Genomic DNA, 26,107 nt, shown 5'->3' on the forward strand with positions numbered 1-26,107 from the left:
ACCGCCTCGGATCGAGGGGCGTCACCGGCCGCGAGCGGGGGTAGGGGAGCGCCCATGAGCCTCATGGGGATCCTCGACCGCGTTGCCGACGTCCAGAGTTTCGACAAGGTCATCGAGCCGGCGCGCAAGGCGGTCAACGCCGCGCTGCGTCCCCAGGCCTTCAAGGATCTGCTGCACGGCACGTGGCTCGGGCACTCCCTCCACCCCGTCCTCGTGCAGGTGCCGGTCGGCAGCTGGGTGTCGGCGGGCGTCCTCGACGCCGTCCCCGCGCTCCGCCCGGCCGCGACGGTCATGATCGCGACCGGCGTCACCGCGGCGGTCCCGGCCGCGCTGACCGGCGCCGCGGACTGGTCGGAGCAGGACGCCGGGGTGCGGCGGCTGGGCGCGCTGCACGCGGTGGCCAACGTCGCTGCGCTCGGCCTGTACGTCGGCTCCCTGGCCGCCCGCCGCAACGGCCGGGGCGGGCTGGGGCGGGTGCTGTCCTACGCCGGGCTCGGCATCGCGACCGGTTCGGCGGCGGTCGGGGGCCACATGTCCTACGCCCAGGCCTCGGGGGCGTCGCACGCGGCGACCGCTGCCCGGGCGCTCACCACCGACTGGATCGACCTCGGTCCGCTCGACGACCTGCCCGAGGGGCGTCCGGCGCTGCGCACGGGCAAGGGCAGCAGCGTCGCCGTCCCGCTGGCCGCCGTCCGGCGCGGCGCCCGGGTCGACGTCTTCATCGGAGCCTGCTCGCACCTGGCCGGGCCGCTGCACGAGGGCCGCGTCGAGGAGGTGCGGGGGCAGGAGTGCCTGGTCTGCCCGTGGCACGGCTCGGCGTTCGACCTGGACGACGGCTCGCCCCGCCGCGGGCCGGCCGCGAACCCGCAGGAGAAGCTCGAGGTGCGCATGGAGGCCGGCCGGGTGATGGCGCGGCTGCCGGGGCGCAACCGGTAGGCCGCTCCGGAGGCCTACGCTCCGCACGTGAGGCGGACGGCGGTCGCACTGCTGGTGGCGCTGACCGCTGCCTGCGGGACGACGTCGTCGCCGTCGGCCGCTCCCCCGTCGTCGTCGGCCCCTTCGGCCGACGCCGTCCCGGCCGTGCCGGGCCTGGAGGCAGAGGCGGTGCGGCTGCGCACCGACGAGGCCGTGGGCGGCCGCGTCCAGGTGCGCATCACCGCGTCCGAGCAGTTCACCGTCACCTCGGTCGCGCTGGACTCGCCGGGCTTCGCCGCCCTCCCGCCCACCGTCGAGACGGCGGAGTTCGAGCCGGGGCGGGTCATCGACCTGCCCGCCCCCTACGGCACGCCGGTCTGCGACGCGCAGCCCCTTCCGGCCGCGGCGCGGCTGACCGTCGTCCGCCCCGGTGGCGGGGAAGAGACGGTGCACGCGCCGCTGTCGGCGGACGTCCTCCAGCTGATCCACGACGAGGAGTGCGCCGTCGAGGCGGTGACCGAGACGGTGGACGTCGCCGTCACCGACCTGGCCGACGACGGCGACGCGCTCGCGGGGTCGCTGACCCTCACCCGGCGGCAGGGCGACGAGCCCGTCGTGGTGACCACGCTGAACCGCAGCGTCCTGGTCGAGGCGAGCGCGGACGGACTGCCGTTGGAGCTGCGCGAGGGCGCGTCGAACGCCCGGACTGACGTGTCCTTCACGCCGGCGACCTGTGACCCGCACGTGCTGTCGGAGACCAAGAAGCCCTACGTCTTCCCGCTGACCGTGCAGGTCGGGGACGACGAGCCGGTGAACATGGACCTGCGGCTCGACCAGGCGGCGAAGGACGGGTTGGCGGCCCTCGTGCAGCGGGTCTGCGCCGTCGGGCGCTGAGGCTCCGGGCGGCGAGGCGGAGGAGAAGCCGGCCCGGCCGCCCCGGGGGGAACGGGTCAGCCGGGCCGGGGTCGAAGCCGCCGGTCGCACCGGCGGAAGCAGCGGTGATGACGGTACGTAGTCGCCGCCTTCGCGTGACATCCCCTGAACGGGTGCAATGCGCGCGATCGCGGTGACCGAGCGCACACCCACCCTCGTTCGCCGGGAGGCGTGCGTGGGCACCGGCCGGGGGTGTTCTTCCTCTTCTCCAGCCGGCTCGGCTGCCTCGGGTCGCTCCTGGTCTCGGCGGTGCTGACGCTGGTCGTGCTGCTGGTCTTCGACGTCCTCTGACGGCTACAGAGCGGAAGCGAGCAGACCCACGCCGAGCGCGGCCATGACGACGGCGATCAGCGCGTCGAGCACGCGCCAGGCCGACGGCCGCGCGAACAGCGGCCGCAGCAGGCGCGCGCCGTAGCCGAGGGCGCTGAACCAGATCAGGCTGCCGACGGCGGCACCCGCGGCGAACCACCAGCGGCTGCCGCCACGGCTGTCGGCGACGGACCCGAGCAGCAGCACGGTGTCGAGGTACACGTGCGGGTTGAGCCAGGTGAGGGCCAGGCAGGTCACGACCGTCGCCACCAGCCCGGTGCGCAGGCCGCCGGTCTCGACGGCGATGGACGCGGGGCGCAGGGCGCGGCGCGCGGCCAGGACGGCGTACCCGAGCAGGAAGGCAGCGCCGGCGAGGCGGATGGCGGTGATCGCGTCGGGCAGGCGGGTGCTCAGCCAGGAGTTGCCTGCGACGCCGGCGAGGATCAGCACCGCGTCGGACACCGCGCAGATGACGACGACGGCCGTCACGTGCTCGAGGCGCAGTCCCTGCCGGAGGACGAAGGCGTTCTGCGCCCCGATGGCCACGATCAGCGAGAGCCCCAGCCCGAGGCCGGCCGTCGCGGCGAGCAGTCCCGTCGTCATGCCTGCTGACGCTAGGAACGGCTGCTCCGACAGTCCAGCTACGGTTTCTTCACCGGCATTAGCATCGCTGTCGATGGACGTGGAGCTGGCGCAGCTGCGGACGCTCGTCGCGGTGATCGACGAGGGCACCCTCGAGGCGGCCGCGCGGCGGCTGCACGTAACGCCGTCGGCGGTGTCGCAGCGGCTGCGAGCGCTGGAGGTGGCGACCGGCCGGGTGCTGGTGCAGCGCGGCCGGCCGGCGACGGTCACGGCGGCCGGCGAGCCGGTGCTGCGGCTCGCCCGCCAGGTCGGCCTGCTCGTCGAGGACGCCGGCCGGCACCTGGATGCCGCGGACGCCGGCCGTGCGCCGGTCGTGCCGATCGCGGTGAACGCCGACTCGCTGGCGACGTGGGCGCTGCCGGCGCTCGCCCCGCTGGCGGGCGAGCTGCGCTTCGACTTGCACAGCTCCGACCAGAGCCACACCAGCGAGCTGCTGCGGGCCGGCACGGTGATGGGCGCGGTCACCTCCGACGCGGAGCCGGTAGCGGGTTGCCGGGTGACGCCGTTGGGGCGGATGCGGTACCTGCCCTGCGCAGCGCCCGCCTTCGTGGAGCGGTGGTTCCCGGACGGCCCCGACGCGGCGGCGCTGCACCGGGCACCGGTGGTGGTGTTCGACCGCCGCGACGACCTGCAGCACGCCTACCTGAGACGGCACCTGACGTCGGTGGCCGAGGTGCCGCTGCACTACATCCCGTCGTCGGCGGACTTCCTGTCGGCGGTGGCGCTGGGCTTCGGCTGGGGGATGCTGCCTGAGCTCCAGCTGACGGAGGGGCCGGGCCCGGTCGCCGCCTTCGACCCGGACGGCGCGGTCGACGTCCTCCTGTACTGGCAGCAGTGGCGGCTGGAGTCCGCGCCGCTCGACCGGGTGGCGGATGCGCTGGTCCGCGCCGCACGTGCCTCCCTGCGGACCTGAGCGCCAGGAGCAGGGCGGTCCCGGCGGTAGCCTCGCACCGGGCCGCAGGCCCGCCGGGCCTCTAGCTCAACTGGCAGAGCAGCGGACTTTTAATCCGCGGGTTGTGGGTTCGATCCCCACGGGGCCCACCGCGCTGGCCTGCACGTTTACCTATCCCGCGAGTCTCGGCTGGTGGTCGCGCCCACACGGCGCCCACACGCGCGTCCGCGGCTGCCCGCGCGGCGGCGTCCATCCGGTCGGCCAACGCGGTCAGGTCGTCGTCGAACAGGCCGGAGTACACGTCCAGCGTCATGGCCGCCGAGGCGTGCCCGAGCATCCGCTGGACGCTCTTGACGGTCGCGCCGCTGGCGACCGCGAGAGAGGCGGCGGTGTGCCGCAGGTCGTGCGGGGTGACGTCGCTCAGCCCGGCCGTCCGGACCGCCGGATCGAAGACAGCCCGACGCCAGTTCCGCAGCCGCAGCACCGTGCCGCTGGCCGTGGCCATCAGCAGGTCGTCGCCCTGCTTGCCCGCGCAGTGGCGGGCCAGGGACTCGGCGAGGGTCGCGGGCAGGGGCACGGTCCGCCGCTGATGGGTCTTCGGTGTGCCGAACTCCAGCCGCCCGCCGACCTCGGTGACCGCTTCGGCGATGGTGAGTCGGCGCCGGAGGAAGTCGATCCGGCGCACCCGCAGGGCGGCCATCTCGCCGAAGCGCAGTCCGGTGTAGGCGAGCAATCGGATGACGTCCCCGTCCTCATTCGCCGCGTCGGCGAGCCGCTCGACCTCGTCATGGGTGAGGAACCGCGGCTCCTGCCGCGTCACTCGTGGCAGGGGTACGCGCTCGGCCGGGTTGCGGGGAATGCGCCCGTCGCGGACGGCGAGGCCCAGGAGGAGTGAGAAGACGCGGTGGGCCTGGCGGACCGTGCCCGGGGCGGACCCCTGCGTCAGTAGCCCAGCCACCCACACGGCGACGTCGGCGTGGGTGACGTCGACGAGCCGGTGCCGACCCCACGACGGCAGCACGTGGGTCCGCAGCAGGTTCCCGTACCGGTAGAGGGTGCTCGGCTTGACCCCGGTCTGCGAGGACAGCCATCGGTCGGCCCAGTCGGCGACGGTGACCCGGCCTCGCTCCGGCGCCGTCCATGTCTGCGTGACCAGAGCCGAGGTCGCCTCGTCGAGCCAGCGCTGGGCGTCGACCTTCCGTGCGAAGCGTCGCTCGTGCTGGCGACCGCCCGGGTCGCGATACCGAGCGCGGTAGCGGGTAGAGCCGTCGCTGAGTGTGATGCGGGTGATCGAGCCGTCCATGAGGACCTCCGTAGCGAGGTATGTGTCTCCAGCGTGCCGGACACCTCTGACAACAGGCGGCCCTCGTCATCCCGGACATGATTATGCCGCTCGCCGCTGAGCGGCATGGTTCCCGCAAACTCCCGTCCTGAATGGGGTGGCTTGGGTCAGGCCTGCCTGGGCGGGACGGCGCGGAGCTGGCGCGGGTCGGCCGGCAGCGTGTTCCAGGTCTCCTCGGTGCGCACGACCGGCATCTCCCGCAGGGTGATCCGTTCCCGGAAGAGCGCGAGCGTCTCACCCAGGCCGGTGGCCGAGGGGGCGAGGACGGCATGCAGCTCGAGCTGGTGGGCGGCGGCGGCGATGCGCTGGCAGGCGGCGTAGTCGTCGACCTCGGACCTCAGGTCGGCAGCGGAGAGTCCCACGGCGGCGAGGTTGTGGGCGTTGGTGAGGTCGAGCACCGCGTCGACATCCACGGTGACGGTGTAGAAGCGGCGCGGCTGCACAAGCTCGACGGGGATGCCGTAGGCCTCGACCAGGTGCCTGTAGGCCTCGGCGGTGACTGACGCCGGTGGACGGCCGAGGTAGATGACGGGAAACGTCTCTCCCCAGCGTCCCTGGTCGCCGCCGGCGAAGGCGTCGCGGTTGACCGCCGCGTGTCGGTAGAAGGTGCCGTGCACGCTGATCGGTGGCACGGCCGCGACGCGTTCGGCCATGGAGCGCTGCACGCCTTACCGAACCTTCGGCCCGCCGGCGAGGCGCTGCACTAGTTGCAGCACGGTCTCGAAGTCGCCTGCCTTGAGTACGTCGATCGGGCGACGGTCGCCTAGGGCGCGTTGCCGGGCGTGCAGCCAGATGTCGATGCCTTCGGGCTTGTAGACGTCGGAGAGTTCTGCGATGACGTACTGCAGCTCCAGTAGCCGGTCGCGCTTGGTGCCCTCGGGCCGCGCGGCGCCGGCGGCCCATTTCTGCACTGCGCGTTCTCCGGCGCCGACGATCTCCCCGATCTCGGTGAGGGTGAGCGCGCGGCGCGTGTCGGCCACGACATGGCGGTAGACGGGGGAGTCTCCGGCCGGATCGTGCGGCGCAGGCTGGGACGCCGCCGCGGCGGTGCGGGTCGGGCTCATCTGACTGGTCTCCTTCTGAGGCAGCGCCGATCGGTCCGTTCGGCCTGCGAGGTAGACGCTATACACTCTCACTGTTCACCGGTAGGTACATCGTCAAGTTCGTGCTAGAGTTCACCCCGCAAGCGTCACAGTTCGGTAACTCTGTGGTTGGAGACCCACCGATGGATCTGTTGATCAGGGCCGGTCGCGGTGACCACCTGCTCGTCAAGGATCTGTGCGCCCCGGCCGCCAGCGGACTGTGGCCCCTGCGGGAGTTGCCCCTCACCGGCGTGGTTGCCGATGCGCAGGTGGCGGTGGAGCGGCCGGGCCTGCGGGAGACTGCGGATGCGGCCGGGGTGCCGTTCTTGGTCGACCCGCTCACCCCGCTGCTGGCCGATCAGCAGTCGCCGAGCAATGGCTGGGCGCGACTGCCGTACGCGACCGCAGACAAGCTGACCCCGGCAGACCTCGGCCACCACGAACTGCAGGACGAACTGATCGACCAGGTGATCGGCTTCCAGCGCGAGCAGGGCGCCACGGTGCTCATTCCGCCCTACGTCTACGTCGACCGGCGAAACAGCGCCTGGCTGGAGGTCAACCGCAGCCTGCTGATCCGGACCGCCCGCTATCTGGAGCGCGAAGACATCGACCTGCCCGTCGCGCCCGTCTTCGCCGCATCCCTGCACCAGTTCGGCCCCCAGTCCACCTGGGCGGCCGGGCTGGACCCGTTCCTCGCAACCGCCGACGAGATGAACACCCGCTACGTGGCGCTGTCGATGTCCTGGTCCAAGCAGCGGGCCGCCAGCTACGACGCCATCGCCACGCTGATGACCGCCACCCAGCACGCCGCCGCCGGACGGCGGGTGCTGTCCTGGCGTCAAGGCCTCTACGGCGCAGCCCTGACCGGCGTGGGAGCCGCCGGCTACGAGACCGGTCCCGGGCACGGCGAGGCCGGCCACTATCCCCAGTTGCTGGCCCGCAAGCGTCCCAGCGACAAGCCCCGCACGGGCGGCGGAGAGGCCAACGTGTACTTCACCGCCTTCGGCCGCAGCCTCGACCGCAGCCATGGCCAGAAGCTGCTCGAGAACCGGCTGCTGCGGGCCACGCTGGTCTGCCCGGAGAGCTCCTGCTGCCCGGACGGCGCCAGCAGCATGATCAACAGCTGGCGCGAGCACGCCGTGCGGGCACGTCAGCGCGAACTGGCCGAGATCGACCGCATGCCCGCCTCGCCCAGCTGGCGACTCAACAAGATCTCCCGGGATGCCGAGCAAGCCGCACTGTCCACCCGGGCGGCGAACGACGTCCTCGCCGAGGCGGGAAACGGCTGGCGGCTGCCCACGGACACCTACCGGCATCTCTCGGACGTAGCCGCCGACATCCGCGCCAACCTCGGCCGGCGAGTGGCGTGACCAGGACGGGCGGTCACCGTCGACTCCAGCGGCGGGCGGGGTGAGCGCGTACTCGTAGCGGCCGGAGCGAGCACCCGGCCGCACCCGGGTCCCCGGGACTGGCTTGGGCACGAGGGCGCTGGACAGCGGCGAAGGCGACCCGGTCGGCCAGTGGCGCCGGCACCCGCAGCGGCTCCGTGCCGGTGCCCGGATCCCACCGGTCGTCGTCCTCCCACGTGCCCAGGCACAGCAGGATCTCTTCCAGGGCGCGCAGCGGCGCCAGCGGCTCGCCGTCGAGGTCGACGACGAGCGGGATGCGCCGCCCTTGGCGGGGTTTGCTCGTTCGGTCCGGGCTGGCCGGCCGCCTGCTCAGCCACGGGCGGACCACCGCTCGGTCGCCGACCGGCCGGTCACGCCGGTGGCCCGGCCGATATCGGCCTCCGAGGCCCCGGCGGCGACCGCGGCGCGGACCGCCTCATCCAGGGCGCGGGCGGCGGCAGCCTGCCGGGCGGCGGCCTGCTCCACCTCCTCCAGGGCCTGCCATCCGGCGATGTGCCGGCGCCATTCGGTCATCACCCGGTGCTCGTCGGCGGCGTCCAGATCGGCCCACGGGCCGGTGACGGCGAGCCGCCGCGCCGCCGGGTCGGCCAGCTCCGGTGGTACGCGGGTCCAGCAGGTGCCGCGCCAGCCGCAGGTGCGGTCGGCGGCCCACCCGACGACCGCCGCGTCCGGGCGCCACTCCCTCCGCCTGGTCGACCACCTCGAGGCGGCCTGGCGGCTGGTGTGCGAGTGGACGATCCCGTCGCCGCGGAGGATCGTGCCGTCGGACCAGAGGCCCTCGGCGGTGCCGCCGTCGCGGTAGGCCAGCCGCACCCGGTCGCCGTCGCGGGGCCCGTCGTCGGGCCGGCGGGCCATCAGCACGCCGCGGGTGCTGGTGGTGCCCGCGCCTTGTGCGCCGTCGGCGAACAGCGGAACGACCCAGCCCTCGTGCGCCTGGCCGTTCACGACCGGGCCCATCCATCCCATGGCTCCTGCTTCCGGTGATGGGAGCGTCGCTGTTCCGGTGCTGCTGGAGCCGGTTCTGTTCGGCTTCTGTGGAGGACCGTCGTCGTCCACAGGCGGGGCTGGCCGCCGGGCGTCACCCGTGTGCCCGCAGTGCGCAGCGGTCCGGTGCCCGGTCCCGCCGCGCTCAGGAAGCGGCTATCGGCGGAGGGGCTGGTCTGCTTGTGCGTCGATCCAGATGTGCAAGTCGGCGCGGCGGTAGAGGACGCGCCGGCCGAGTCGGAAGCTGTTCGGGCCGGTGCCCAGGTGTCGCCAGTACCGGAGGGTGGCGACGGGCGCGCGGAGTACGTCCGCGGCCTCGGTGATGGTGAGCAGCTCGGGCTCGTGGTCGGCGGCGGGGTCGGGCATGGCTGGCTCCGGGGGTCGTCGGTGGTGGGCGGTGTCTTCACCACAGAAGGCGCCATTTCGGGCCCGGTGGTGACACTTCACAGCCAGCTTTCTCGGACGGTCTCCGGTTTTTCTCCTCTAGCGGCCACCGGTGGCGCGTCACCTGCCAGCGACGGAGGCCCTCCGTCTGCCGACGCCGTGGGTCGGCGCCGGGACCGCCGGTGGACAGCCCCGGGACTGCGGCTGGGTTCGCCGTCCCGGTAGGCGGTGTCCCGGGACCGCCTCCAGTTCGTCTGCGGCCGGTGCCCGGTTGTCCGCCGCGACGCTGTGCCTGGCCGACGCCGACCTGCGCCGCCCGCGCTTCCGAAGCGCGTTCTCCCGTAGGCCGACGACAGTCGGGGTACCCGTGTCCCGCGGGACCTGGAGAATTACTGGAGGTCGCTGGTGACTGACCCGGGGTTCCTCCAGTTGTCCTCCAGTCAGCCGATGCAGGCCGTGAGCATTGGGGCGCTCCTGCGCGATCGGCCCCTGTGGACGACGGCTGCTGTGCACAACATCCGGGCGGACGCCCTCGGGCGCGTGCTGGCCTGGCCAAGCTTGACTCATGGCGCTGGACACCTCGCTCGGGGCACGGCGAGACCGCGGGGCCCGTGATCGGTCCGCCAGGGGTCTCCGCGGCGTGTCGGGTGATCGAGGCTCGCTATCCGGTGGGCGCGCCGTCGACGTCGTCGCGCCGGGACCGTTGGGGCGGGCCAGGAGCACCCTTCGGGCCACGCTGCGCGTGGCGCCGGCTGCGCCGTCGTCAAGGTCCGCCTGCGGCGGGCTGTCCTTACTGTTCCCCCGACCCGTCCGGCAGCTCAGCGTAGGGGCCTCCCGCGCCGCCTCCTCCCGACCGGACCAAGATCCTTCCGCCCTTCGGGCGCTCCGCTGCGGAAGCAGTCTTGGTCCGGTCGTCCCCCCGCCGTCGCTCCCGGCCCCTGAGCAGAGCTCTGTGCCGGACGGGCCGGGGGAATGGGTGGCAGGGCACCTGTTCCGTGGTCCCTCCCGTACCGGTGTCGGCTCCAGTTCCGGGACGGTCCAGATGACCAGCACCAGCACCACGATAAGCAGCGCGGCCAGCGGCACGAGCAGCAGTCGGACCGGCAGGGGAAGTCGGAGTGGGCGACCGCAGCTGAGTCCGGCGCAGCGGGAGGCGGCCGACGCCGCCCGGGCGGCGAAGATCGCCGCCCTGCACGACCAGATCGGCGAACAGGTCGAGGCGCCTACTGCTGATCCGACATCCCCGGCCGCCGCAACTCGGCCATTGCCTAACCTCCGCGATGATCTTGAGGCGTTGCATTGACAGGTGAGTCCATCTCGGTCTTCTTTGCGTCGATGCCCGCATGCCAGGTGCCCGGCGGGGTTCGCTCGTTCCTTCCTGCACCAACCTCAGCGCGACGGGATAGAGGTCAGCAGCGGGAGGAGGACAGCGGCGAGCACCGCGTCGGCGTAGGCGTCGTCGACCGGCTGGCCGGTGAGCAGCCAGCGCTGGACGAGCAGGGAGCTGGCCGCCTCGGCCAGCACCGTACCGGCCAGCCCAGGCGGTACCTCCCCGCGCTGTGCGGCGTGCGCCCATACGTGTTCGAAAGCGTGCTGCCAGCCGTCCAGAGGGCCGCCGCGGAACGCCTCGGCGAGGGTGGGGTCGTGCGGAACCGTCGACAGCAGCGACAGGATGGCTGCCCCGGCCGGTCCGTTGATGAGGGCCACCAGCGCGTGCAGTAGATCGCGCAGGTCGCTTCGAAGCGAGCCGGTATCGGGCGGGATGATCTCGGCCTGATTGAGCTCGGCGATGATGTCGATGACCAAGTCCTGCTTGGTCCGCCAGCGCCGGTAGATGGTGGCCTTGCCGACGCCGGCCTGAGAGGCCACGGCGTCCATGGTCAGCGCGCCGTAGCCGACCGCGGCGAGCAAGTGGAGAACAGCGGCCCGGATTACGCCGTCGCGGGTGGGGTCGCGTGGACGCCCTCCCCGGCTGGCCTGCGCGCTATCGGTCGTCGACCCGGACATGGGGAGACATTAGACACTGGAAGATCATTTCTGAAGAACTCGGCGTGACTGCCGGAGACTGCGCTGCTCCGGAGCAGTCTCTTGGGGTGATCTGGAGCTGGCGGCCTGTGGGGGATGGGTCACCGCACGCCGGGTCGGGCCCCATGCCCGAGCTGCTGTCCACGGCGCCGACCGGTCCTTGAGCCACGATGGCCACATCATGGTCACCGCGACCGGTATCGCTGGGGATCAACTGCCGACCGCCGGGGTCGGCTGCTCCAACCTGAACTGCTGGTGGTGTCGCATCCGGACACCGACGACGATGTTGCTGGGTGGGGATCTGATAGGCCCTTGACCGGAGCGGAGAAATCTGGCGAGACGGCAGCTCCTGTTCCCGTCCCCGTCGAGATCAGGAACGATGCTCTGCTGAGGGGCCTTGCCGTGGCCTGCCCGGTGTCCCGGCGCCCTCGCCGTGGAGGACAGCGTGGTGGGGTCGAGCGGTGCCGCGATGGGCTTCGCCTTGTCGCTGTTGCTCCAGGAAGCCGTCCGCTTCTTCGGCTGGTGCGCCGTGGGATCGTTCGCCGTTGGGGTGTGCTGGATGGCGTGCGCGGCCATGGGTGCCAGTCGGCGCAGTGTCGCGGTCGGCCATGGCAAGCCGGAAGAGGACGAGGCCCAACTCCGACGGGAGGCCGCCAGGGGCATCGCCGAGCTCGAACTCTGGCTGGTGGCGCAGCCGCCGCAGGCTCAGGATCCCGGCGGCCCGGGCTGACCGCGAGGCCACGGAGTCTCCGGTGCAACGTGCAAGCGCCTCGGACCGGGTATATGGTTGCGCCATGCAACAAGGCGTGGACGCGGGTGTCTCCGAGCCGTTGGAGCGCATCGAACGCGAGCTGACCCACCTGGTTCAGCGGGCGCAACGGGTCCACCTGCATGCCGAGTCGTCCGGGCAGCCGTTGGAGCGGTCCGCGTACCTGATCCTCGGCCGGCTGCGCGACGAGGGCCCGCTGCGCAACGGTGCGTTGGCGGCGCTGCTCGGCCTCGATGCGTCCACGGTGAGCAGGCACGTGGCGGCGTTGCAGCAGTCGGGGCTGATCGCGCGGGAGGCCGATCCGGAGGACGGGCGGGCGTGCCGCCTGCGACTGACCGAGACGGGGCACCGGGCCGTGGCGGCCACTCGCAAGGCCCGCCGCGGCCTGGTCCGGGAACTGCTCAGTTCCTGGTCGGCGGAGGACCGGAGGACTCTGGCCGCCCTGCTGGAGCGGCTGAACGCGGGGCTGGACGCCCGACTCCCTGGTGCGCAGACGGACCATCCTCCGCCGTCGGCCCAGAGTCAGATCCACGTCTCGGCCTGAGGATTCCCCTGCTGAGACGGTCGTTCCCCCCTCGCACGGCTCGCTACAGAGAGGCCGCACACCCGTGAGTTCGACACCCGCCGACGATCGGCGCGGAACACCGCACACCGCGCCGGTGATGCCGGCCCTGAGCCATCGCCAAATCCTGACCGTGCTGGTCGGGCTCATGCTGGGCATGCTGGTGGCGGCGCTGTCCCAGACGATCGTGGCCACTGCGTTGCCGACCATCGTCGGTGAGCTCGGTGGGCAGGAGCAGCTGGCGTGGGTGGTGTCGGCCACCCTGCTGACCTCCACCGCCTCCACGCCGATCTGGGGCAAGCTGTCCGATCTCTACGGGCGGAAGATCATGTTCCAGTCCGCGATCGGGATCTTCCTGCTCGCCTCCCTGGCCAGCGGCTTCGCGCAGGACATGGCCCAGCTGATCGGTTTCCGCGCGGTCCAGGGCCTGGGTGTCGGCGGGTTGATGGCGTTGTCGCAGGCGATCATCGGCGACGTCGTCAGCCCGCGGGAGCGTGGTCGCTACCAGGGCTACATCGGGTCGGTGTTCGGGATCGCGACGGTCGCCGGCCCCCTGCTGGGGGGATTCCTGGTCGAGCACCTGTCCTGGCGGTGGACGTTCTGGGTCGGCATCCCGGTCGGGATCGCGGCCCTGATCGTCACCGAACGGGTGCTCCAGCTGCCCTTCCCGCGGACCCGGCACGCCATCGACTGGCTCGGCGCGTTCTTCATCGTGGCATCGGTCAGCGCGCTGCTGCTCATGCTGTCCCTGGGTGGCAAGGAATTCGCCTGGAACTCGCCCTGGACCTACGTGCTGGCGGCCGTGGCCGCCGTGATGCTGGCCCTGGCCGTCTGGCAGGAGCGCCGCGCCCGCGAGCCGATCATGCCGCCGCACCTGTTCGCCAACCACACCTTCGTCATCACCAGCCTGGCCGGCTTCGTCGTCGGCGTCGCGATGTTCGGCGCGATCATCTTCCTGCCGCAGTACCTGCAGATCGTCAAGGGCGAGTCGCCGACCGCCTCGGGGCTCCTGACGCTGCCACTCATGGTGGGTCTGCTCGCTGCCTCCATCGGCTCGGGGCGGGCGATCACGGCCACCGGCCGGTACAAGATCTTCCCGGTGATCGGCCTGCTGATCGCCGCGGTGGGGCTGGGTCTGATGAGCCGGCTCTCAGTGGACACCTCGCTGGTGGTGGCCGGGCTGTACATGCTGGTCACCGGGGTCGGCATCGGCCTGGTGATGCAGGTGCTCGTGCTGGCCGCCCAGAACGCCGTGGAGCAGAAGGACCTGGGCGTGGCCACCTCCGGGGCGACGTTCTTCCGGTCACTGGGCGGTGCTCTGGGGGTGGCGGTGTTCGGCGCGCTGCTCACCCATCGCCTCGCCGACACCATCCCGTCCCGGCTCGCCGAGGCCGGCGTCCCGGCCGAGCGGCTCGCCGGCGGAACTCCGACGCTGGGCAGCCCCGAACAGATCGCCGCCTTGCCCGAGCCGGTGCACACCGCGGTCATCACCGGCTTCGCCGACGCGCTGCAGACCACGTTCCTGGCAGCTGTGCCGTTCGCTCTGCTGGGTTTCCTCGTGCTGCTGTTCCTGCGGGAGACACCGCTGCGCCGGCACGCGCAGGAGCACACCACCGGGGAGAACCTCGCCGAGGCCTTCGAGACGGCCGTCGATCCCGACAGCGATCTCGGCCACGGCGACGAGGACCAGGCCGCAGACCGCCCGGCCGCCGACGCCAGGCGATCCGCACCCGTCAGCCCCCCGCGACCGGAGCAGTAGGACGCCGTCGCGTCGGGAGCCGATTGGTCCGGCTCCGCCTGGCCGGTTGGATCGCGCGTCGGTCTCGGCACATGCAGCGGTCGGCCGGGAGAGTGAACCCCTTTCCACCCGTGCTGGCCGGCGCGATGATGGTGGGCAGATAACAAGCGGATCGAGGTCGGCGCGGCCCGAGTGGGCTCACCCGGACGCGTCGTCGGAAAGCGAAACTCCGGAACCCTCAGGGGAGGGGGCGCTGTGCGGCCGGCCGTTCGAGTCGCTCTCTATGCCGGGGCGACATGGGTACTCGACCTCGGCCGGCTGCTGCTGTGGTGCGTCATGACCGGATGCCTCGCGTGGGGCACCACCTGGTCCGGACGCCCCGCCGTGCTGACCGACTGGCTGGCGACTGGTCCGCCCGCGCGTGGACGATCGCGCACGACACCGGTGGCCATCAAGTTGCAGGCAGGCCGAGGAATCGCAGCCTTGGAGTGCTGGCTGGCGGCTGGCAAGCCGCCCCGGGGTTCGGCCCGCCCGCCGAGGCGGGGCGAGTCGGGACCGGCGAACTGATCGTCATCGATCGATAGCGCGTGGCCCGCGGGGCTGCGGAGCGCCGACCGCACGTGGACGGGAAGGTGTGACCTCTTCCCGCCGTTGATCCGTCCTTCTTCCCTTTGCGCCAGTTGAGCTGTCCCCCACGGCTGAGGGTGCCGTCCCGCGAGGTGGTAACAGTGCAGGGCACTGACCGCGTGGGGATCACGTGCAAGGGGCCATCGAGCGATGGTTAGCGGGACCACGCCGATGGTTCTCCTGGAAGGGCACAGCACACGATGGCCCAGGACCAGTCTGCCTGCTCGAGGTGCTCGAGGCACTGAAGGCCGCCGACGATGTCGATGACCGAATCCGTTCGGCGGCCGCCACCATCTACCAAGCGCTAAATCGAGGCCGAGGAGTTGACTTCGGTGATCGTCGGCTGGGATGGGGTCTTGACCTCGGTGACTTGGAAGCCCTGGTAGTCCTTGGACCGGTACTCCCCAGCGCTGCGCGGTCGTTGGCCACACCGCCCACGTACGACACGACGGTCATCTTCTTGCCCGGTGTTACCGGCCGCGTCCGATGACGACGGCGGCGCGTCGGGATGGTTGATCAGTGCGAAGTGCATGAGCAAGCCGCGCCGGTCGCGGACGCGCGGGGCTTGGTGGTCATGCTGCCGCGGCGGTGGTCATGCTGTCGTGACTGTGGTGATGGCGGCCCGGACGGAGGCCTTGCCGACGATCGCCTTGCCGGCGGCGTAGGCGGCGACCGGTGACTGGACGCCGACGTGGTAGACCGTCGGATGCGGCTGGTGGCGACTGCGATAGTTCCGGCCTGGACGTCGGCGACGTGCCGGGCCAGCAGTTGCGCGGCCCGCGGGTTGGTCACCGACCGTGCTGAGCAGCAGGCCGCTGGCCGCGATCCGGGTGCGCGGCCAGTTGGTCGAGTTGGGCGGTGAGGGCGGCCAGTGCGTAGTCCAGGCCCTCGGCTCGATCGCCAGCTCTTCCACGCCGGCGATCTGCGGCGTGCATCACGTCGGAAACCCACGGGCCAACCAGCTCGATGAGGCCGCCGACGCGATAGACGTGGCGCTCGCCGCCGAGGCTTCGGCGCTTCGCTCGGCAGCGACCGTGGCGGCGCTGCCCACCGGACGCTCGGCCGGCCGCCCGGTGGGATGATCCGCACCAGCGGGCGTCGTCGCGGCTGCCAGCGGCCACGGGCTGGCCGGCGCAGCCTTGATCAGCCTGAGAGCCCCCGGGCAGCCGCCTCGGAGTTCTCCAGCAGTAGTCCGGGACAGGCGGGGATCCGGCTACAGGCGGAGCGGTCGGATGGGGGCGAAGATCAACGAGGGGTCGGCGAGCCACTGGTCACGCGGCAGCACATCGACGTAGAGCTCGATCTCGTGGCCGTCGGGGTCGGCGATGTAGAGCGAGTGGGTGACGGTGTGGTCGCTGGCGCCGAGGACGGGGACGCCGTGCCGGTCGAGGTGGCGGACGACCTCGCGCAGCTCCTCGTCGCTCTCGCCCACCTTGAGGCCGAAGTGGTACATCCCGACGCGCCGGCCCGGCGGCATGGGTGCGGCGGAGGGCCCCACCTCGATGAGCAGCAGCTCGTGGTGCGTGCGGCCGGAGCTGAAGGCGGCGGCGGGAACGGGCAGCGGAACGTCTCCGCGCACCTCGTCCCAGCCGAGTACCTCTCGGTAGAAGTGCCGGGACCGGTCGAGGTCCCGGACGTAGAGGACCAGGTGGCCGAGTTCGTGCACGCGCATCGCTGTGGCTCCTTCTCGATGACCTTGGTGTCGCGGGAGGCCAGGGCCTGGTGTCGGAGGCTCAGCCCCGGTCGGTGGCCGTCGCCCCGCGCGCGTAGTCGTAGGAGGTTCTGACCAGGGCGGCGACGACGTCGGCCTCGGCGTCGTCGCGCGGGGCGTAGAGCATCACCGTGCCCGCGGGGATCAGACCGCGCGCGGCGACCGGATGCTGCTCCGCCCACCCCGCGTCGATGGCCTGGCGGGCCACGTCAGGTGGCAGGGCCAGGTGCAGGGAATGGTCGGGAGCGGGGTGCAGGTGGGCGAACTCCGTGCCGAGCATGAACGCCTCCCGGGGCCCGACCGCCTGGTCCGGGGGCAGGGTGAGGGCACGCGCGCCGGGCACCGAGATCAGGCTGTCGGCCCAGACGACGCCGGGCAGGTCGGCGAGCAGCGCCTCGAGCCGCCGGCGCGGCCGGTCGTCGCTCGGCTGCTGCTCCAGCTGCATGTGCGGGTTGGTCGGGGTGGTGGCCGGCCGACCCCCGCTGCGTCGCGGGAGGGAGGCTGCGCCCGCGGTCACGACAGCTCGAACAGTGGTCCCACGACGACCAGGCCGAGGTCGTCGCCGAGCTGGGCGAACAGGCCGAACATCACCAGCGCCGCCCCGGCCAGCGCGAGGTCCTTGAGGAACTGCGTCTGCTCGGTCATCCGGGCCGCAGCCTCGGTCTCGGCCCAGAATCCGTGCATGAGGACCGCGGTGGGGACCAGGAATGCCGCCAGCAGCAACGCGCCGAGATCGGGCCACACCCCGACGGCGACCATGAGCGCGCCGATCACGATCAGCACGCCGCTGGCCGGCACGGCGGCCCCCGCCGCGGGAACCTTCTTGCTGGCCGCGTATCCGGCCATCATCTGGCGTTGGGTGACGTGCGCGATCCCTGACCCCAGGAACAGCACGGCGAACAGGATCCGCCCGATGAGCACGACGACGTCCATACTGGCTCCTGTCACTAACAAGGAGTACTTACTTTCCGTAAGGTGAAGGGATAGCAGGCGCCGGGGATAGGGTCAAGCGTGAGCAGCTCAGGGCCGACAACGGGACGGGTGTCCGTCGAGCGTGCGCCGCTCGACGCCGACCGCGGGTCGGAGTACTGCGCGGTCTTCCACCGGGCGATCGAGCTGATCGGCCGGCGGTGGAACGGCGTCATCGTCCGGGCGCTGCTCGCCGGCGGGCAGCGCTTCAGCGACGTGCGCGCGGCGGTCCCCGGATTGTCCGACCGGCTGCTCGCCGAGCGATTGCGCGAACTGGAGCGCGAGGGGGTGGTGACGCGGTCGCTGCCCTCCTCGGCCGGCGGTTCCTGCTACAGCCTGACGGCCAAGGGGCGGGCCCTCGCTCCAGTCCTCGATGCGGTGTCGTCGTGGGCGGCCGCCTGGGTGGCGACCGGCGGGGCGGAGTCCGGCGACGGCGAGGCGGCGGGAAGCCGCCGCAAGGTTGATCGAGGGAGCGGCCAGGCGACGGATGAGGAGCTGACGCGAGGGTCTCGGAAGCCTCTTGAGGACCCCACGTGACGGCGATGACGGGTCGCTACGTCAGCCATCAGTAGTCCTGGACGGCGGCGGCCTCGCCGAGCCGCAGGCCGGCGAAGGCGTAGGGGCGACGAACGGTCGGAACGCGTCGTCGGTGGCGCGCAGAACGCTTCCCATGGGCGGCGGTGGGCAGCCGCATGACCGCCTCGGTGCGCCGACGGCGGGGGAGGGTGATGCCTGCGCTGGGGTCGTTGTGATCGGCTTGTCGCCGACAGCACCGCGAAAGACGCCGCGCAGGCGGCTCGACCGAACTGATCGTCGCCGGGTCGTTCGGCCAGGTCGCCTGGCTACGGTGGGACGACCGCCAACCGGTCCGGAAGGTGCTGAGGTGCCTCGCCGTTCTTTCCGTCCGGCTGTCATGCCCTATGGCCGTGAACGGCTTCGAGCGTCCGATCCCCGTGGAAGTCCATGCGCAGATCGTTTGTGGACCGTCTCGACGATTCGCCGGTCAGGGTGAACCGATTCTCAGGTGGAGTCGAGCCGCAGGGTGCGCAGGGCGATCCGAGCGAGGCTGCGGGCGGTGGTGGTCTGGTCATCGGCGGGTAGTACGAGATGGCTGACGGCGAGTCGGACCAGGGCGTCCACGCCGTCGGCCAGGTCTTGCGGGTCGAGCTGCGGGAAGTGCTCGGTGAACCAGGAGATCAGGGTTCGGGTGGCGGCGTCGAGCACAGGTGCGGAACGCGTCGTGAGCATGGGCAGCAGCTCGTTGTCGGCGTCGCGTGCAGAGGTGAGGATGGCGCACAGCAAGGGACTGGCGTCGGCCTCGGCGAGCACGTACTCGATTGCTGCGGTGATTCCTCCGGCGGCGTCCTGAGGGTGGGCTTCGAGGGTGCGGGAGATGCCGACGAGAAACCGCTCGGTTTCCTGCATGATCAGCGCTTCCCCGAGGCCCTGTTTGTCGCCGAACTCCTTGTACAACGTCGGGCGCGATACCCCGGTCAGCGCGGCGACATCGCCCACGCGCACCCGCGACCAGCCCTTCTCGACCGTCAGGGCCCGCGCTGCGTCCAGTGCGCGATCGCGCACGTGTTGCCGGAAGGTCAGACGAAGAGGCTCTGCCGCCACTGGCCGCCCCCGTCCGGTCATGTTTGTTCGGTCCTTGACAATTGCCGACAGTCTGTCACAGCCAACTGTCGGAGACTCCTTCCATCGAAGGCCGGTCCTGACAAGTACGAGGTCTGGGTCCATAACTTGACAAAAGTTGGCTGTGTGTCAACCTGGGGCCACCCGTACGGAGCAGACCCTGGAGCCGTGATGACCACTGTTGCCCATCCGCGCGACACCCGCCCCTATGACCCCGCGGACATCTCGTCCCGAGCGTTCTGGTCGCAGACGGCCGCCGAGCGGGAGAAGACCTACGCCGTACTGCGTGCCGAGCGTCCGGTGAGCTGGCACCAGCCGGTCGAGGACATGCTGATGAAGGACCCGAACGACCAGGGGTTCTGGGCTGTCGTGCGCCACGCCGACCTGGTCGAGGTCACCAAGCGGCACGAGGACTTCATCTCGGGCGAGGGCATCGTGATGGAGTCGATGCCGCAGGAACTGCTCGACGCGGGCCAGGGCTTCATCGCGATGGACCCGCCGCGGCACACCAAGATCCGGCGGCTGCTGAGCTCGGCGTTCACCCCGAAGCAGATCCGCCGCATCCACGACCAGATCCAGGCCAACGCCGGGCGCATCGTGGACGACATCGCGACCCGGGGGGAGGTCGACTTCGTCCCCGAGGTCGCGGCTCTCGTCCCGATGCACAACATCTGCGACATGATGGGCATCGACGAGGCCGACCGGACGAAGATGGCCTACGAGGCGCAGTTCGCCGGCGGCTGGAACGACCCGGAGTTGATGGGTGACCAGGAACCCCTCGGCCGCCTGTTCGAGGCCATGCTCTACCTCGGTGAGCTGGCCGGCAGGTACATCGCCGAGCGCCGGCGCAACCCGGGCGAGGATCTGCTCAGCAACCTCGTGCAGGCCGAGGTCGACGGCGAGCGGCTGACCGACGACGAGATCATGTCCTTCTTCGGGCTGCTCACCATCGCCGGTAACGACACCACCCGGCAGAGCACCAGTCACGCGATGAAGGCCCTCACCGACTTCCCCGAGCAGAAGGCCTGGCTCATGGAGGACCTCGACGGCCGGCTCAAGGGGGCGGTCGAGGAGATGGTCCGGTGGGCCACCCCGATCATGACCTTCCGGCGCACCGCGTCCCGCGACTGCGAGCTGAACGGGCAGCAGATCACCCATGGCGACAAGGTGGTCATGTTCTACGCCTCGGCCAACTGGGACACCGAGGTGTTCGACGCGCCCGAGCGCTTCGACCTCTCCCGGAACCCGAACCCGCACGTGAGCTTCGGCGGGGGCGGGATCCACCACTGCCTGGGCAATCAGCTGGCCCGCCAGCAGCTGGCGGCCATCTACCGCGAGCTGCTGACCCGGCTGCCCGACATCGAGGTGTCCGGCGAGCCCTCCTACACGGTCAGCACCTTCTTCCACGGCGTCAACCACCTGCCCGTGCGCTTCACCCCGGAGCGCTGACCGACCCACCCGACCGGAAAGGACACTCCCGTGAGGATCGTGCTGGACGAGAACAAGTGCTCGTCGCTGGGGATGTGTGAGTCGGTGGCCCCGAACTTCTTCGAGGTCGGTGACGACGGCGCACTCAACCTGCTGAACCCCACGCCCCCGGAGGACCGGCGGGCGCTGATGGAGGAGGCCGTCGCGGCCTGCCCCACCAGCGCGCTGAGCATCGAGGAGTGAGGATGGGCGCACCGCGCCCGGAGCACGACGCCGACGTCCTGGTCATCGGCAGCGGCTTCGGTGGCAGCGTCGCGGCGCTGCGGCCGTCGGAGAAGGGCTACCGGGTCACCGTGCTCGAGGCCGGGCTGCGCTTCACCGACGACACCTTGCCCCGGACCTCATGGGATGTCCGCCGGTTCCTGTGGGCCCCCCGCCTGGGGCTCAAGGGGATCCAGCGGATCAGCAAGGTCGGCAAGGTGGTCGTCTTCGCCGGCGCCGTTCTTCCGGGACCGGCAGTGTTCGCACATCACCGACTGACAGGACGAGCTGGCGCCCCGGTACGACCAGGCCAGCCGGATGCTCGGCGTCGTGCAGAAACCCGACGCTCACCGCCTACGACGAGGTGATGCGGTCGGTGGCCGAGGAGATGGGCGTCGGTTCGACCTTCACCCTGACACCGGTCGGGGTATTCCTCGGCCGCGAGCCACCCTCCTAGCACGTCGGCACGCTCCGCCGGCCCACCGTCCCCGGCCGTTCCCTGGAGGAAATTTGCCCGAGGAACCCTTCGTCGTCGTCGGCGCGTCCCTGGCCGGCTTGCGGGCGGTCGAGTCCGCCCGCAAGAGCGGCTACACCGGTCGGCTGATCCTTGTCGGGGCCGAGGAGCACCTGCCCTACGACCGGCCACCGCTGTCCAAGACCTTTCTCGACCCGGGCGACGAACCGGCGATGCCGCACCACCGCACCGAGGACGAGCTGCGCGCCCTGGACGTCGAGCTGCGGCTCGGCGTCCCCGCGACCGCGCTCGACACCGCCGGCCGGGAGATCATCCTTGGCGATGACGAGTGGCTGCGCTACGAGCGGCTGGTCATCGCCACCGGTGCGCGCGCCCGCCAGCTGCCCGGGAAGCAGCTCGACGGGATGCACACCCTGCGCACCGTCGAGGACGCCCGCAGCATCCGCCGGGCCCTGGACGCTGGCTGCCGCACGGTCGTCGTCGGTGGTGGCTTCATCGGGTCCGAGGTCGCCTCGGCCGCCCGCAAGCGGGACGTCGACGTCACCATCCTCGAGGCGGCCCCGCTGCCGCTCGTTCGTGCCGTCGGCGAGCAGATGGCCGCCCCGTGCGCAGACCTTCACGCCCGCAACGGCACCGAGCTGCGGTGCGGTGTCTCCGTTACCGGGCTCGAAGGCGAGGATCGCGTCGAAGGCGTCGCGCTGTCCGACGGCTCGGTCCTGCCCGCCGATCTCGTCGTCGTCGGCATCGGCGCCGACCCCGTCACCGACTGGCTCACCGATTCAGGACTGCAGGTCGACGACGGCGTCGTCTGCGACGAGACACTGCGCGCCGACACCGAGGTGTACGCCGCGGGGGACGTCGCCCGCTGGCCCAACCCGCTCTTCGGCCGGACGATGCGCCTGGAGCACTGGACGTCGGCCGCCGAGCAAGGCGCCGCAGCCGCGCGCAACGCTCTGGCCCCCGCCGAGGCCACCCCGTACGGCACCGTTCCTTACTTCTGGTCGGACTGGTACACCGACAAGTTGCAGATGGTCGGCATCACCGCCGCCGACGAGGTCACCGTGATCGGGGACCTGGACGGCACTCGGTGGCTCGCGCTGTACCGCCATGAGGACCTGCTCGTGGGCGCCCTCGCGTTAAACATGCCGGGCAAGATCATGAAATATCGGGCGATGATCGGACGGCGAACCGCCTGGCAGGACGCTCTCGCCTTCGCTGGTCGATGAGATGCGCAGATCCCAGTCGCCCGGCAGTTGCCGCGTGCCATTTCGGGTGACGGCCGACCTGGCCTGCCACGGAACGCACGCCGAAGACCAGGAAGAGGACCAGCCATGAGAAGTGCATCGGAGATTTGCTCAAGTTGGATGCCGGTGCCGCATGAGTGAGGCCGACGGCGTGCTCGCGGACTGGGCCGCCGGCTTCAATCACCGGTCCACAGCGGCGGACGTCCTGCCAGCGCACCACCCGGAGTGCCTCGGCTGCGGGCCGGACAATGCACACGGTCATCACCTCCAGGTGCGGCGCGCCGGTGAACGCGTAGTGAGCGAGCACGTCTTCGATGCCCGGCACGTCGGCGCGCCAGGCATCGCTCACGGTGGCGCGGTGGCGACCGTCGTCGACGACCTCTTCGGGTTCGTCCTCTACCTCGTGGGAGAGCCGGCCGTCACCCGGCACCTGGAGGTCGACTATCACGCCCCGGTGCTGCTCCAGCGTCGCTATGTGCTCGAGGCCCGATTGGAACGGCGGGAAGGCCGCAAGCTGTTCGTCGAGGCCACCGGGACCGATGACGCCGGCAACACAGCGTTCACCGCGAAGGCGCTGTTCGTCGTCGTGCCACTCCAGCACTTCGCCGGCGCAGCGGCAGGAGATCCGCCCGTCGCACCCTGAGCATCGACTCAAGGGGACGATGCCTTCTCTTCACGACATCGACGAGGGCGCGTATCCGACGTGCTGGAGAAGTGCAGCAACCGGCATAGCAAGACGGTGTTGCGTCGGCGGGTGAGTGCGAACCCGAGTGGACTCGGTGACCGCCTGCGCCCGTGCGCTTCAGGCTTGGGGTGGTGCCCGGGACGTTTGTTCAGCCCCCAGGGGCTCAGCGAGGATCATCGTCTAACCGTCCGGAGGGCACCGCGCCTGACTACCGCCTGCGATGTCCTCGTCGGTGCAGGAGCAGTCCGGTGGCTGCGGTGGCTGCGATGAGGTCCTGGCTGAGGAGGGCGGCCGGCACGCCGAGCACCCGTTGCGGGAGGCGGTGCTGGTCGTAGGGGGAGGTGCCGGGCAGGAGCAGGGTGAGGTTGAACGGTGCCCACCGTGCGATGGGCAGCAGCGCGGCGGCGGTGACGGTCCGTTGCGACCCGGGGTGGTCGCGTTCGCCCTCGCGCAGGAGCCAGAGGGCGATCAGGCCGTCCAGGGTCGCGCTGACGACTTCGGAGGCGCCGTGCCAGCGCGCGTGCGGGCCGTACTCCGGCCCGAACGTGTGCCGACGGTTCCAGTCGGCCAGCCATGGCAGGGTGGCGCTGGCGACGGCGGAGGCGGCGATCAGCCGCCGTCCCCACCGCCGCAGGTCTGGCCCGCGGGCCGACGTGCCCGTGGTCCTCCTGCCGGGAGTGCGCGCGCTCATCGGCTCGGGGTGGACACCGGTTCTTCGGCGGTCCGCCGTTCCGGCGCGGCGGCGTCCTGTCTCTGCCGGTCGAGCTGCTGGAGGAGCTTGTCTCCCTCGACGTCGAGGTCGGGCAGGAGGCGGTCCAGCCATCGGGGCAGCCACCAGGCCCGGTCGCCGAACATGGACATCACCGCCGGGACCAGGGTGAGGCGGATGAGGAACGCGTCGATGGTGATGCCGATGGCCAGGGCGAAGCCCATCTGCTTGACCATCGGGTCGGCGTTGAAGATGAACCCGCTGAAGACGGCGATCATGATGACGGCCGCGGCCACCACGACCCGGCTGGCCTGGGTGAACCCGTCCACCACGCTGTCGGTGCCGTGGTGGCCGTGGACGTGGGACTCGCGCATGGAGGACACCAGGAAGATCTGGTAGTCCATCGCCAGCCCGTACAGCACGCCGGTGACGATGATCGGCAGCATGCTCATCACCGGCGTGGTGGTGTCGAACCCGAAGACCTCGTTCAGCCAGCCCCACTGGAACACCGCGGTGGTGGCGCCGAAGGTGGCCAGGATGCTGAGCAGGAAGCCGGCGGTGGCCTTGATCGGGACGAGGACCGAGCGGAAGACCAGCAGCAGCACCAGCAGCGACAGGCCGAGGACCACGGCGAGGTAGAGCGGCAGGACCTCGGCCAGGCGCTCGGACATGTCGATCCCGATGGCGGTGAGGCCGGTGACGCCGAGGTCGATGCCGAACTCGTCGGCGTAGCGATCGGCGCGGTCGCGGATCTGGGTGACCAGTTCCTCGGTGGCTTCGTCGGTCGGTCCGCTGGTGGGGATGACCGAGAGCACCGCGGTGGCGCCGTCCTGACTGAGCCCGGCCGGGATGGCGGTCTGCACGCCGTCCAGCGCGCCGAGGTCGCCAACCACCTCCTGCAGGGCCTGCTGGTCCAGGGGTGTGCCCGGCTGAGTGGAGCTGGCGACCGCGACGAGGGGGCCGTTGAAGCCTTCCCCGAAGCTGTCCGCGACGGCGTCGTACCCGTCCCGCTGCGGCGTGCCGCTGCTGTAGCTCTCCGCCGAGGGCATGCCCAGCCGCATGCTCGTCATCGGCGCGGCCAGCAGGGCGGTGACCGCGACGACGGCCAGGACGACCAGCAGTCGGTGCCGCACGACGAAGCCGGACCACTGCCGCGACGGGGAGCGCGACCGGTCGGCATGTCCGGCCGCGCGGCGGCGGGCCGCCGGCGAGCAGATCCGCTCCTTGAGCAGGCCCAGCAGGGCGGGCAGGAAGGTCAGCGCGACGAGCACGGCGATGGCGACGGTGGCGGCGGCGATGAGGGCCATGACACTGAGCAGCGAGATGCCGACCACCAGCATGGCGGTCAGGGCGATGACGACCGTGGTTCCGGCGAAGAAGACGGCGCTGCCGGCGGTGCCGACCGCGCGGGCCGTGGCCTCCTGGGCGTCCAGCCCCTTGTTCAGGATGAGCCAGCGCTGCCGGTTGACGATGAACAGGGCGTAGTCGATGCCCACTGCCAGGCCGAGCATGAGTGCCAGGACGACCGAGATCGAGTTGAGCTGGAACAGGTGCCCCAGGGCGAAGGCCCCGCCGATGCCGGTGGCCACCCCGACCAGCGCGTTGGCCAGCGGCAGGCCGGCGGCGACCACGGAGCCGAGGGTGACCAGCAGGACGAGGGCCGCGACACCGACGCCCACGATCTCCGCGACCCCGATGACCTCGGGGATCTCTTGCAGGGTGGCGCCGGGGAGCACCGCGATGCCGGCGTCCTCCGCCGGTGCCTCCGCGGCCGCGACTGTGTCGCCGACCGTCCCGGCGGGCAGCTCGAAGAGCTGGTCGGTGAACTGGAACTGCAGGAGCGCCACCCGCCCGTCGGGGGACACGGTCACCCCGAGCACCGGCTGGCCGTCGACCACCAGCATGCCGGCCGGCGGGGCAGCCGGCGCCTGCTCCGGGTTCCCGGGCGGGCTCCCACCCGGGGGTGCGGGCGCGCCGCCGCGCTCGGATTGGGCGGCGATCAGTTCCGCCGGGTCGACGACGTGCTCGACGGCATAGACGTTCGCGACCGACTCGGCGACCGCGGCGGCCAGGGCCAGGGAGTCGAGGCGCTCACCCTCGGGCGCCTGGAACACGATCGAGCCCTGCCCGCCCGCCGCCTCCGGCAGCTCCCGGCCCAGCTGGTCGATGACCTCCTGCGCCGGCGTGCCGTCGATCCGGAACTCGGTGCTCAACCGCGGCGGATTCAGCACGAGAGCGCCGATCAGGACCGCCAACAGCAGCACCCAGGCGCCGATCGCACGCAGCGGATGACGGTAGGCCGCCCGTCCCACGCGGTAGAGAAACGTCGACACGGGGTCCCCCTGGCTCGTCTCACCCGACAACCATGATCATC

The 26,107-nt window shown here is 71.4% G+C and carries 26 protein-coding genes, 1 tRNA gene and 2 pseudogenes; 16 read left to right on the forward strand and 13 right to left on the reverse strand.

Annotation, left to right across the window (positions count from 1 at the left end; all coding sequences use genetic code 11):
- The first annotated feature begins 54 nt into the window (after window positions 1-54).
- Window positions 55-936, forward strand: coding sequence for a Rieske (2Fe-2S) protein (locus DCS98_RS08125; protein ID WP_116450874.1), 882 nt, complete (start codon window positions 55-57; stop codon window positions 934-936).
- Window positions 937-963: 27 nt separating this feature from the next.
- Window positions 964-1,809 carry a hypothetical protein gene (locus DCS98_RS08130; RefSeq protein ID WP_116450875.1) on the forward strand — a complete coding sequence of 282 codons (846 nt, stop codon included), beginning with the start codon at window positions 964-966 and terminating at the stop codon, window positions 1,807-1,809.
- Window positions 1,810-2,142: 333 nt separating this feature from the next.
- Here DCS98_RS08130 and DCS98_RS08135 read toward each other — a convergent pair whose 3' ends face one another.
- Entirely contained in the window at window positions 2,143-2,760 is a 618-nt protein-coding gene (locus DCS98_RS08135; protein ID WP_116450876.1) for a LysE/ArgO family amino acid transporter, read from the reverse strand.
- 73 nt (window positions 2,761-2,833) lie between these two features.
- Here DCS98_RS08135 and DCS98_RS08140 point away from each other — a divergent pair, with 73 nt between their 5' ends.
- Both DCS98_RS08140 and DCS98_RS08145 read left to right on the forward strand, forming a co-directional pair.
- Entirely contained in the window at window positions 2,834-3,712 is an 879-nt protein-coding gene (locus tag DCS98_RS08140) for a LysR family transcriptional regulator ArgP (protein ID WP_116450877.1), read from the forward strand.
- A gap of 55 nt (window positions 3,713-3,767) precedes the next feature.
- Window positions 3,768-3,840: transfer RNA gene (locus DCS98_RS08145), tRNA-Lys, on the forward strand.
- A 203-nt stretch (window positions 3,841-4,043) separates the two neighbouring features.
- Here DCS98_RS08145 and DCS98_RS24065 read toward each other — a convergent pair.
- The 3 genes and pseudogenes from DCS98_RS24065 to DCS98_RS08165 all read right to left on the reverse strand — a co-directional run.
- Window positions 4,044-4,994: pseudogene (locus tag DCS98_RS24065) on the reverse strand (tyrosine-type recombinase/integrase); the annotation flags it as partial.
- A 146-nt stretch (window positions 4,995-5,140) separates the two neighbouring features.
- Window positions 5,141-5,698: an RES domain-containing protein gene (locus DCS98_RS08160; protein ID WP_116450878.1), complete on the reverse strand. Its 558-nt coding sequence runs from the start codon at window positions 5,696-5,698 to the stop codon at window positions 5,141-5,143.
- 3 nt (window positions 5,699-5,701) lie between these two features.
- A complete protein-coding gene (locus tag DCS98_RS08165) occupies window positions 5,702-6,097 on the reverse strand; it encodes an antitoxin Xre/MbcA/ParS toxin-binding domain-containing protein (protein ID WP_116451124.1) in 396 nt (131 codons plus the stop codon).
- Window positions 6,098-6,258: 161 nt separating this feature from the next.
- Here DCS98_RS08165 and DCS98_RS08170 point away from each other — a divergent pair, with 161 nt between their 5' ends.
- Window positions 6,259-7,485, forward strand: coding sequence for a hypothetical protein (locus tag DCS98_RS08170; protein WP_116450879.1), 1,227 nt, complete (start codon window positions 6,259-6,261; stop codon window positions 7,483-7,485).
- Window positions 7,486-7,833: 348 nt separating this feature from the next.
- Here the strand turns inward: DCS98_RS08170 and DCS98_RS08180 are convergent, their stop codons facing one another.
- The 3 genes from DCS98_RS08180 to DCS98_RS08200 form a co-directional block, all read right to left on the reverse strand.
- A complete protein-coding gene (locus tag DCS98_RS08180) occupies window positions 7,834-8,481 on the reverse strand; it encodes a hypothetical protein (protein WP_241037367.1) in 648 nt (215 codons plus the stop codon).
- Window positions 8,482-8,664: 183 nt separating this feature from the next.
- Window positions 8,665-8,874: a helix-turn-helix transcriptional regulator gene (locus DCS98_RS08185; RefSeq protein ID WP_116450881.1), complete on the reverse strand. Its 210-nt coding sequence runs from the start codon at window positions 8,872-8,874 to the stop codon at window positions 8,665-8,667.
- A gap of 1,407 nt (window positions 8,875-10,281) precedes the next feature.
- Complete coding sequence (locus DCS98_RS08200) at window positions 10,282-10,899, reverse strand: TetR/AcrR family transcriptional regulator (RefSeq protein WP_116450883.1); 618 nt, start codon at window positions 10,897-10,899, stop codon at window positions 10,282-10,284.
- A gap of 451 nt (window positions 10,900-11,350) precedes the next feature.
- Here DCS98_RS08200 and DCS98_RS22935 point away from each other — a divergent pair, with 451 nt between their 5' ends.
- From DCS98_RS22935 to DCS98_RS23295, 5 genes and pseudogenes are all read left to right on the forward strand, one after another.
- The gene (locus DCS98_RS22935; protein ID WP_164704463.1) at window positions 11,351-11,647 is read left to right on the forward strand and encodes a hypothetical protein; all 297 of its coding nucleotides are present in this window, start codon (window positions 11,351-11,353) and stop codon (window positions 11,645-11,647) included.
- A gap of 76 nt (window positions 11,648-11,723) precedes the next feature.
- Window positions 11,724-12,230, forward strand: coding sequence for a MarR family winged helix-turn-helix transcriptional regulator (locus tag DCS98_RS08205; protein ID WP_164704464.1), 507 nt, complete (start codon window positions 11,724-11,726; stop codon window positions 12,228-12,230).
- Between the two features lie 118 nt (window positions 12,231-12,348).
- Complete coding sequence (locus DCS98_RS08210) at window positions 12,349-14,007, forward strand: MDR family MFS transporter (protein ID WP_116451125.1); 1,659 nt, start codon at window positions 12,349-12,351, stop codon at window positions 14,005-14,007.
- A gap of 806 nt (window positions 14,008-14,813) precedes the next feature.
- Window positions 14,814-14,951: pseudogene (locus DCS98_RS24070) on the forward strand (IS256 family transposase); the annotation flags it as partial.
- 459 nt (window positions 14,952-15,410) lie between these two features.
- On the forward strand, window positions 15,411-15,695 hold the full coding sequence (locus tag DCS98_RS23295; protein WP_204261770.1) for a hypothetical protein: 285 nt from the start codon (window positions 15,411-15,413) through the stop codon (window positions 15,693-15,695).
- 131 nt (window positions 15,696-15,826) lie between these two features.
- Here the strand turns inward: DCS98_RS23295 and DCS98_RS08220 are convergent, their stop codons facing one another.
- The 3 genes from DCS98_RS08220 to DCS98_RS08230 all read right to left on the reverse strand — a co-directional run bounded on the left by DCS98_RS08220 (window position 15,827) and on the right by DCS98_RS08230 (window position 17,257).
- Window positions 15,827-16,285 (reverse strand): VOC family protein, encoded by a 459-nt coding sequence (locus DCS98_RS08220; protein ID WP_116450885.1) that lies wholly within the window; start codon window positions 16,283-16,285, stop codon window positions 15,827-15,829.
- A 61-nt stretch (window positions 16,286-16,346) separates the two neighbouring features.
- On the reverse strand, window positions 16,347-16,769 hold the full coding sequence (locus DCS98_RS08225) for a luciferase domain-containing protein (RefSeq protein WP_116450886.1): 423 nt from the start codon (window positions 16,767-16,769) through the stop codon (window positions 16,347-16,349).
- Window positions 16,770-16,837: 68 nt separating this feature from the next.
- The gene (locus DCS98_RS08230) at window positions 16,838-17,257 is read right to left on the reverse strand and encodes a DoxX family membrane protein (protein ID WP_116450887.1); all 420 of its coding nucleotides are present in this window, start codon (window positions 17,255-17,257) and stop codon (window positions 16,838-16,840) included.
- A gap of 108 nt (window positions 17,258-17,365) precedes the next feature.
- Here DCS98_RS08230 and DCS98_RS08235 point away from each other — a divergent pair, with 108 nt between their 5' ends.
- Window positions 17,366-17,830: a winged helix-turn-helix transcriptional regulator gene (locus DCS98_RS08235; RefSeq protein WP_116450888.1), complete on the forward strand. Its 465-nt coding sequence runs from the start codon at window positions 17,366-17,368 to the stop codon at window positions 17,828-17,830.
- Window positions 17,831-18,313: 483 nt separating this feature from the next.
- Here DCS98_RS08235 and DCS98_RS08240 read toward each other — a convergent pair whose 3' ends face one another.
- Window positions 18,314-18,934 carry a TetR/AcrR family transcriptional regulator gene (locus DCS98_RS08240; protein ID WP_116450889.1) on the reverse strand — a complete coding sequence of 207 codons (621 nt, stop codon included), beginning with the start codon at window positions 18,932-18,934 and terminating at the stop codon, window positions 18,314-18,316.
- A gap of 168 nt (window positions 18,935-19,102) precedes the next feature.
- Between DCS98_RS08240 and DCS98_RS08245 the strand changes: the two genes are divergently transcribed.
- The 5 genes from DCS98_RS08245 to DCS98_RS08265 all read left to right on the forward strand — a co-directional run bounded on the left by DCS98_RS08245 (window position 19,103) and on the right by DCS98_RS08265 (window position 22,982).
- A complete protein-coding gene (locus DCS98_RS08245; RefSeq protein ID WP_116450890.1) occupies window positions 19,103-20,380 on the forward strand; it encodes a cytochrome P450 in 1,278 nt (425 codons plus the stop codon).
- 30 nt (window positions 20,381-20,410) lie between these two features.
- Window positions 20,411-20,602, forward strand: coding sequence for a ferredoxin (locus tag DCS98_RS08250; RefSeq protein WP_116450891.1), 192 nt, complete (start codon window positions 20,411-20,413; stop codon window positions 20,600-20,602).
- 2 nt (window positions 20,603-20,604) lie between these two features.
- Window positions 20,605-20,988, forward strand: a complete 384-nt coding sequence (locus DCS98_RS08255) for an FAD-binding protein (RefSeq protein ID WP_275585492.1) — start codon at window positions 20,605-20,607, stop codon at window positions 20,986-20,988.
- Between the two features lie 142 nt (window positions 20,989-21,130).
- On the forward strand, window positions 21,131-22,321 hold the full coding sequence (locus tag DCS98_RS08260) for an NAD(P)/FAD-dependent oxidoreductase (protein WP_116450892.1): 1,191 nt from the start codon (window positions 21,131-21,133) through the stop codon (window positions 22,319-22,321).
- Between the two features lie 151 nt (window positions 22,322-22,472).
- Window positions 22,473-22,982 (forward strand): PaaI family thioesterase, encoded by a 510-nt coding sequence (locus DCS98_RS08265; protein ID WP_116450893.1) that lies wholly within the window; start codon window positions 22,473-22,475, stop codon window positions 22,980-22,982.
- Between the two features lie 250 nt (window positions 22,983-23,232).
- Here the strand turns inward: DCS98_RS08265 and DCS98_RS08270 are convergent, their stop codons facing one another.
- Window positions 23,233-23,715 carry a hypothetical protein gene (locus DCS98_RS08270; RefSeq protein ID WP_116450894.1) on the reverse strand — a complete coding sequence of 161 codons (483 nt, stop codon included), beginning with the start codon at window positions 23,713-23,715 and terminating at the stop codon, window positions 23,233-23,235.
- Entirely contained in the window at window positions 23,712-26,066 is a 2,355-nt protein-coding gene (locus DCS98_RS08275; RefSeq protein ID WP_116450895.1) for an MMPL family transporter, read from the reverse strand. The genes DCS98_RS08270 and DCS98_RS08275 overlap by 4 nt, the downstream gene beginning before the upstream one ends.
- Window positions 26,067-26,107 lie beyond the last annotated feature (41 nt).

Source organism: Blastococcus litoris, assembly GCF_003075095.1.
In the GTDB taxonomy this organism is placed as follows: domain Bacteria; phylum Actinomycetota; class Actinomycetes; order Mycobacteriales; family Geodermatophilaceae; genus Blastococcus_B; species Blastococcus_B litoris.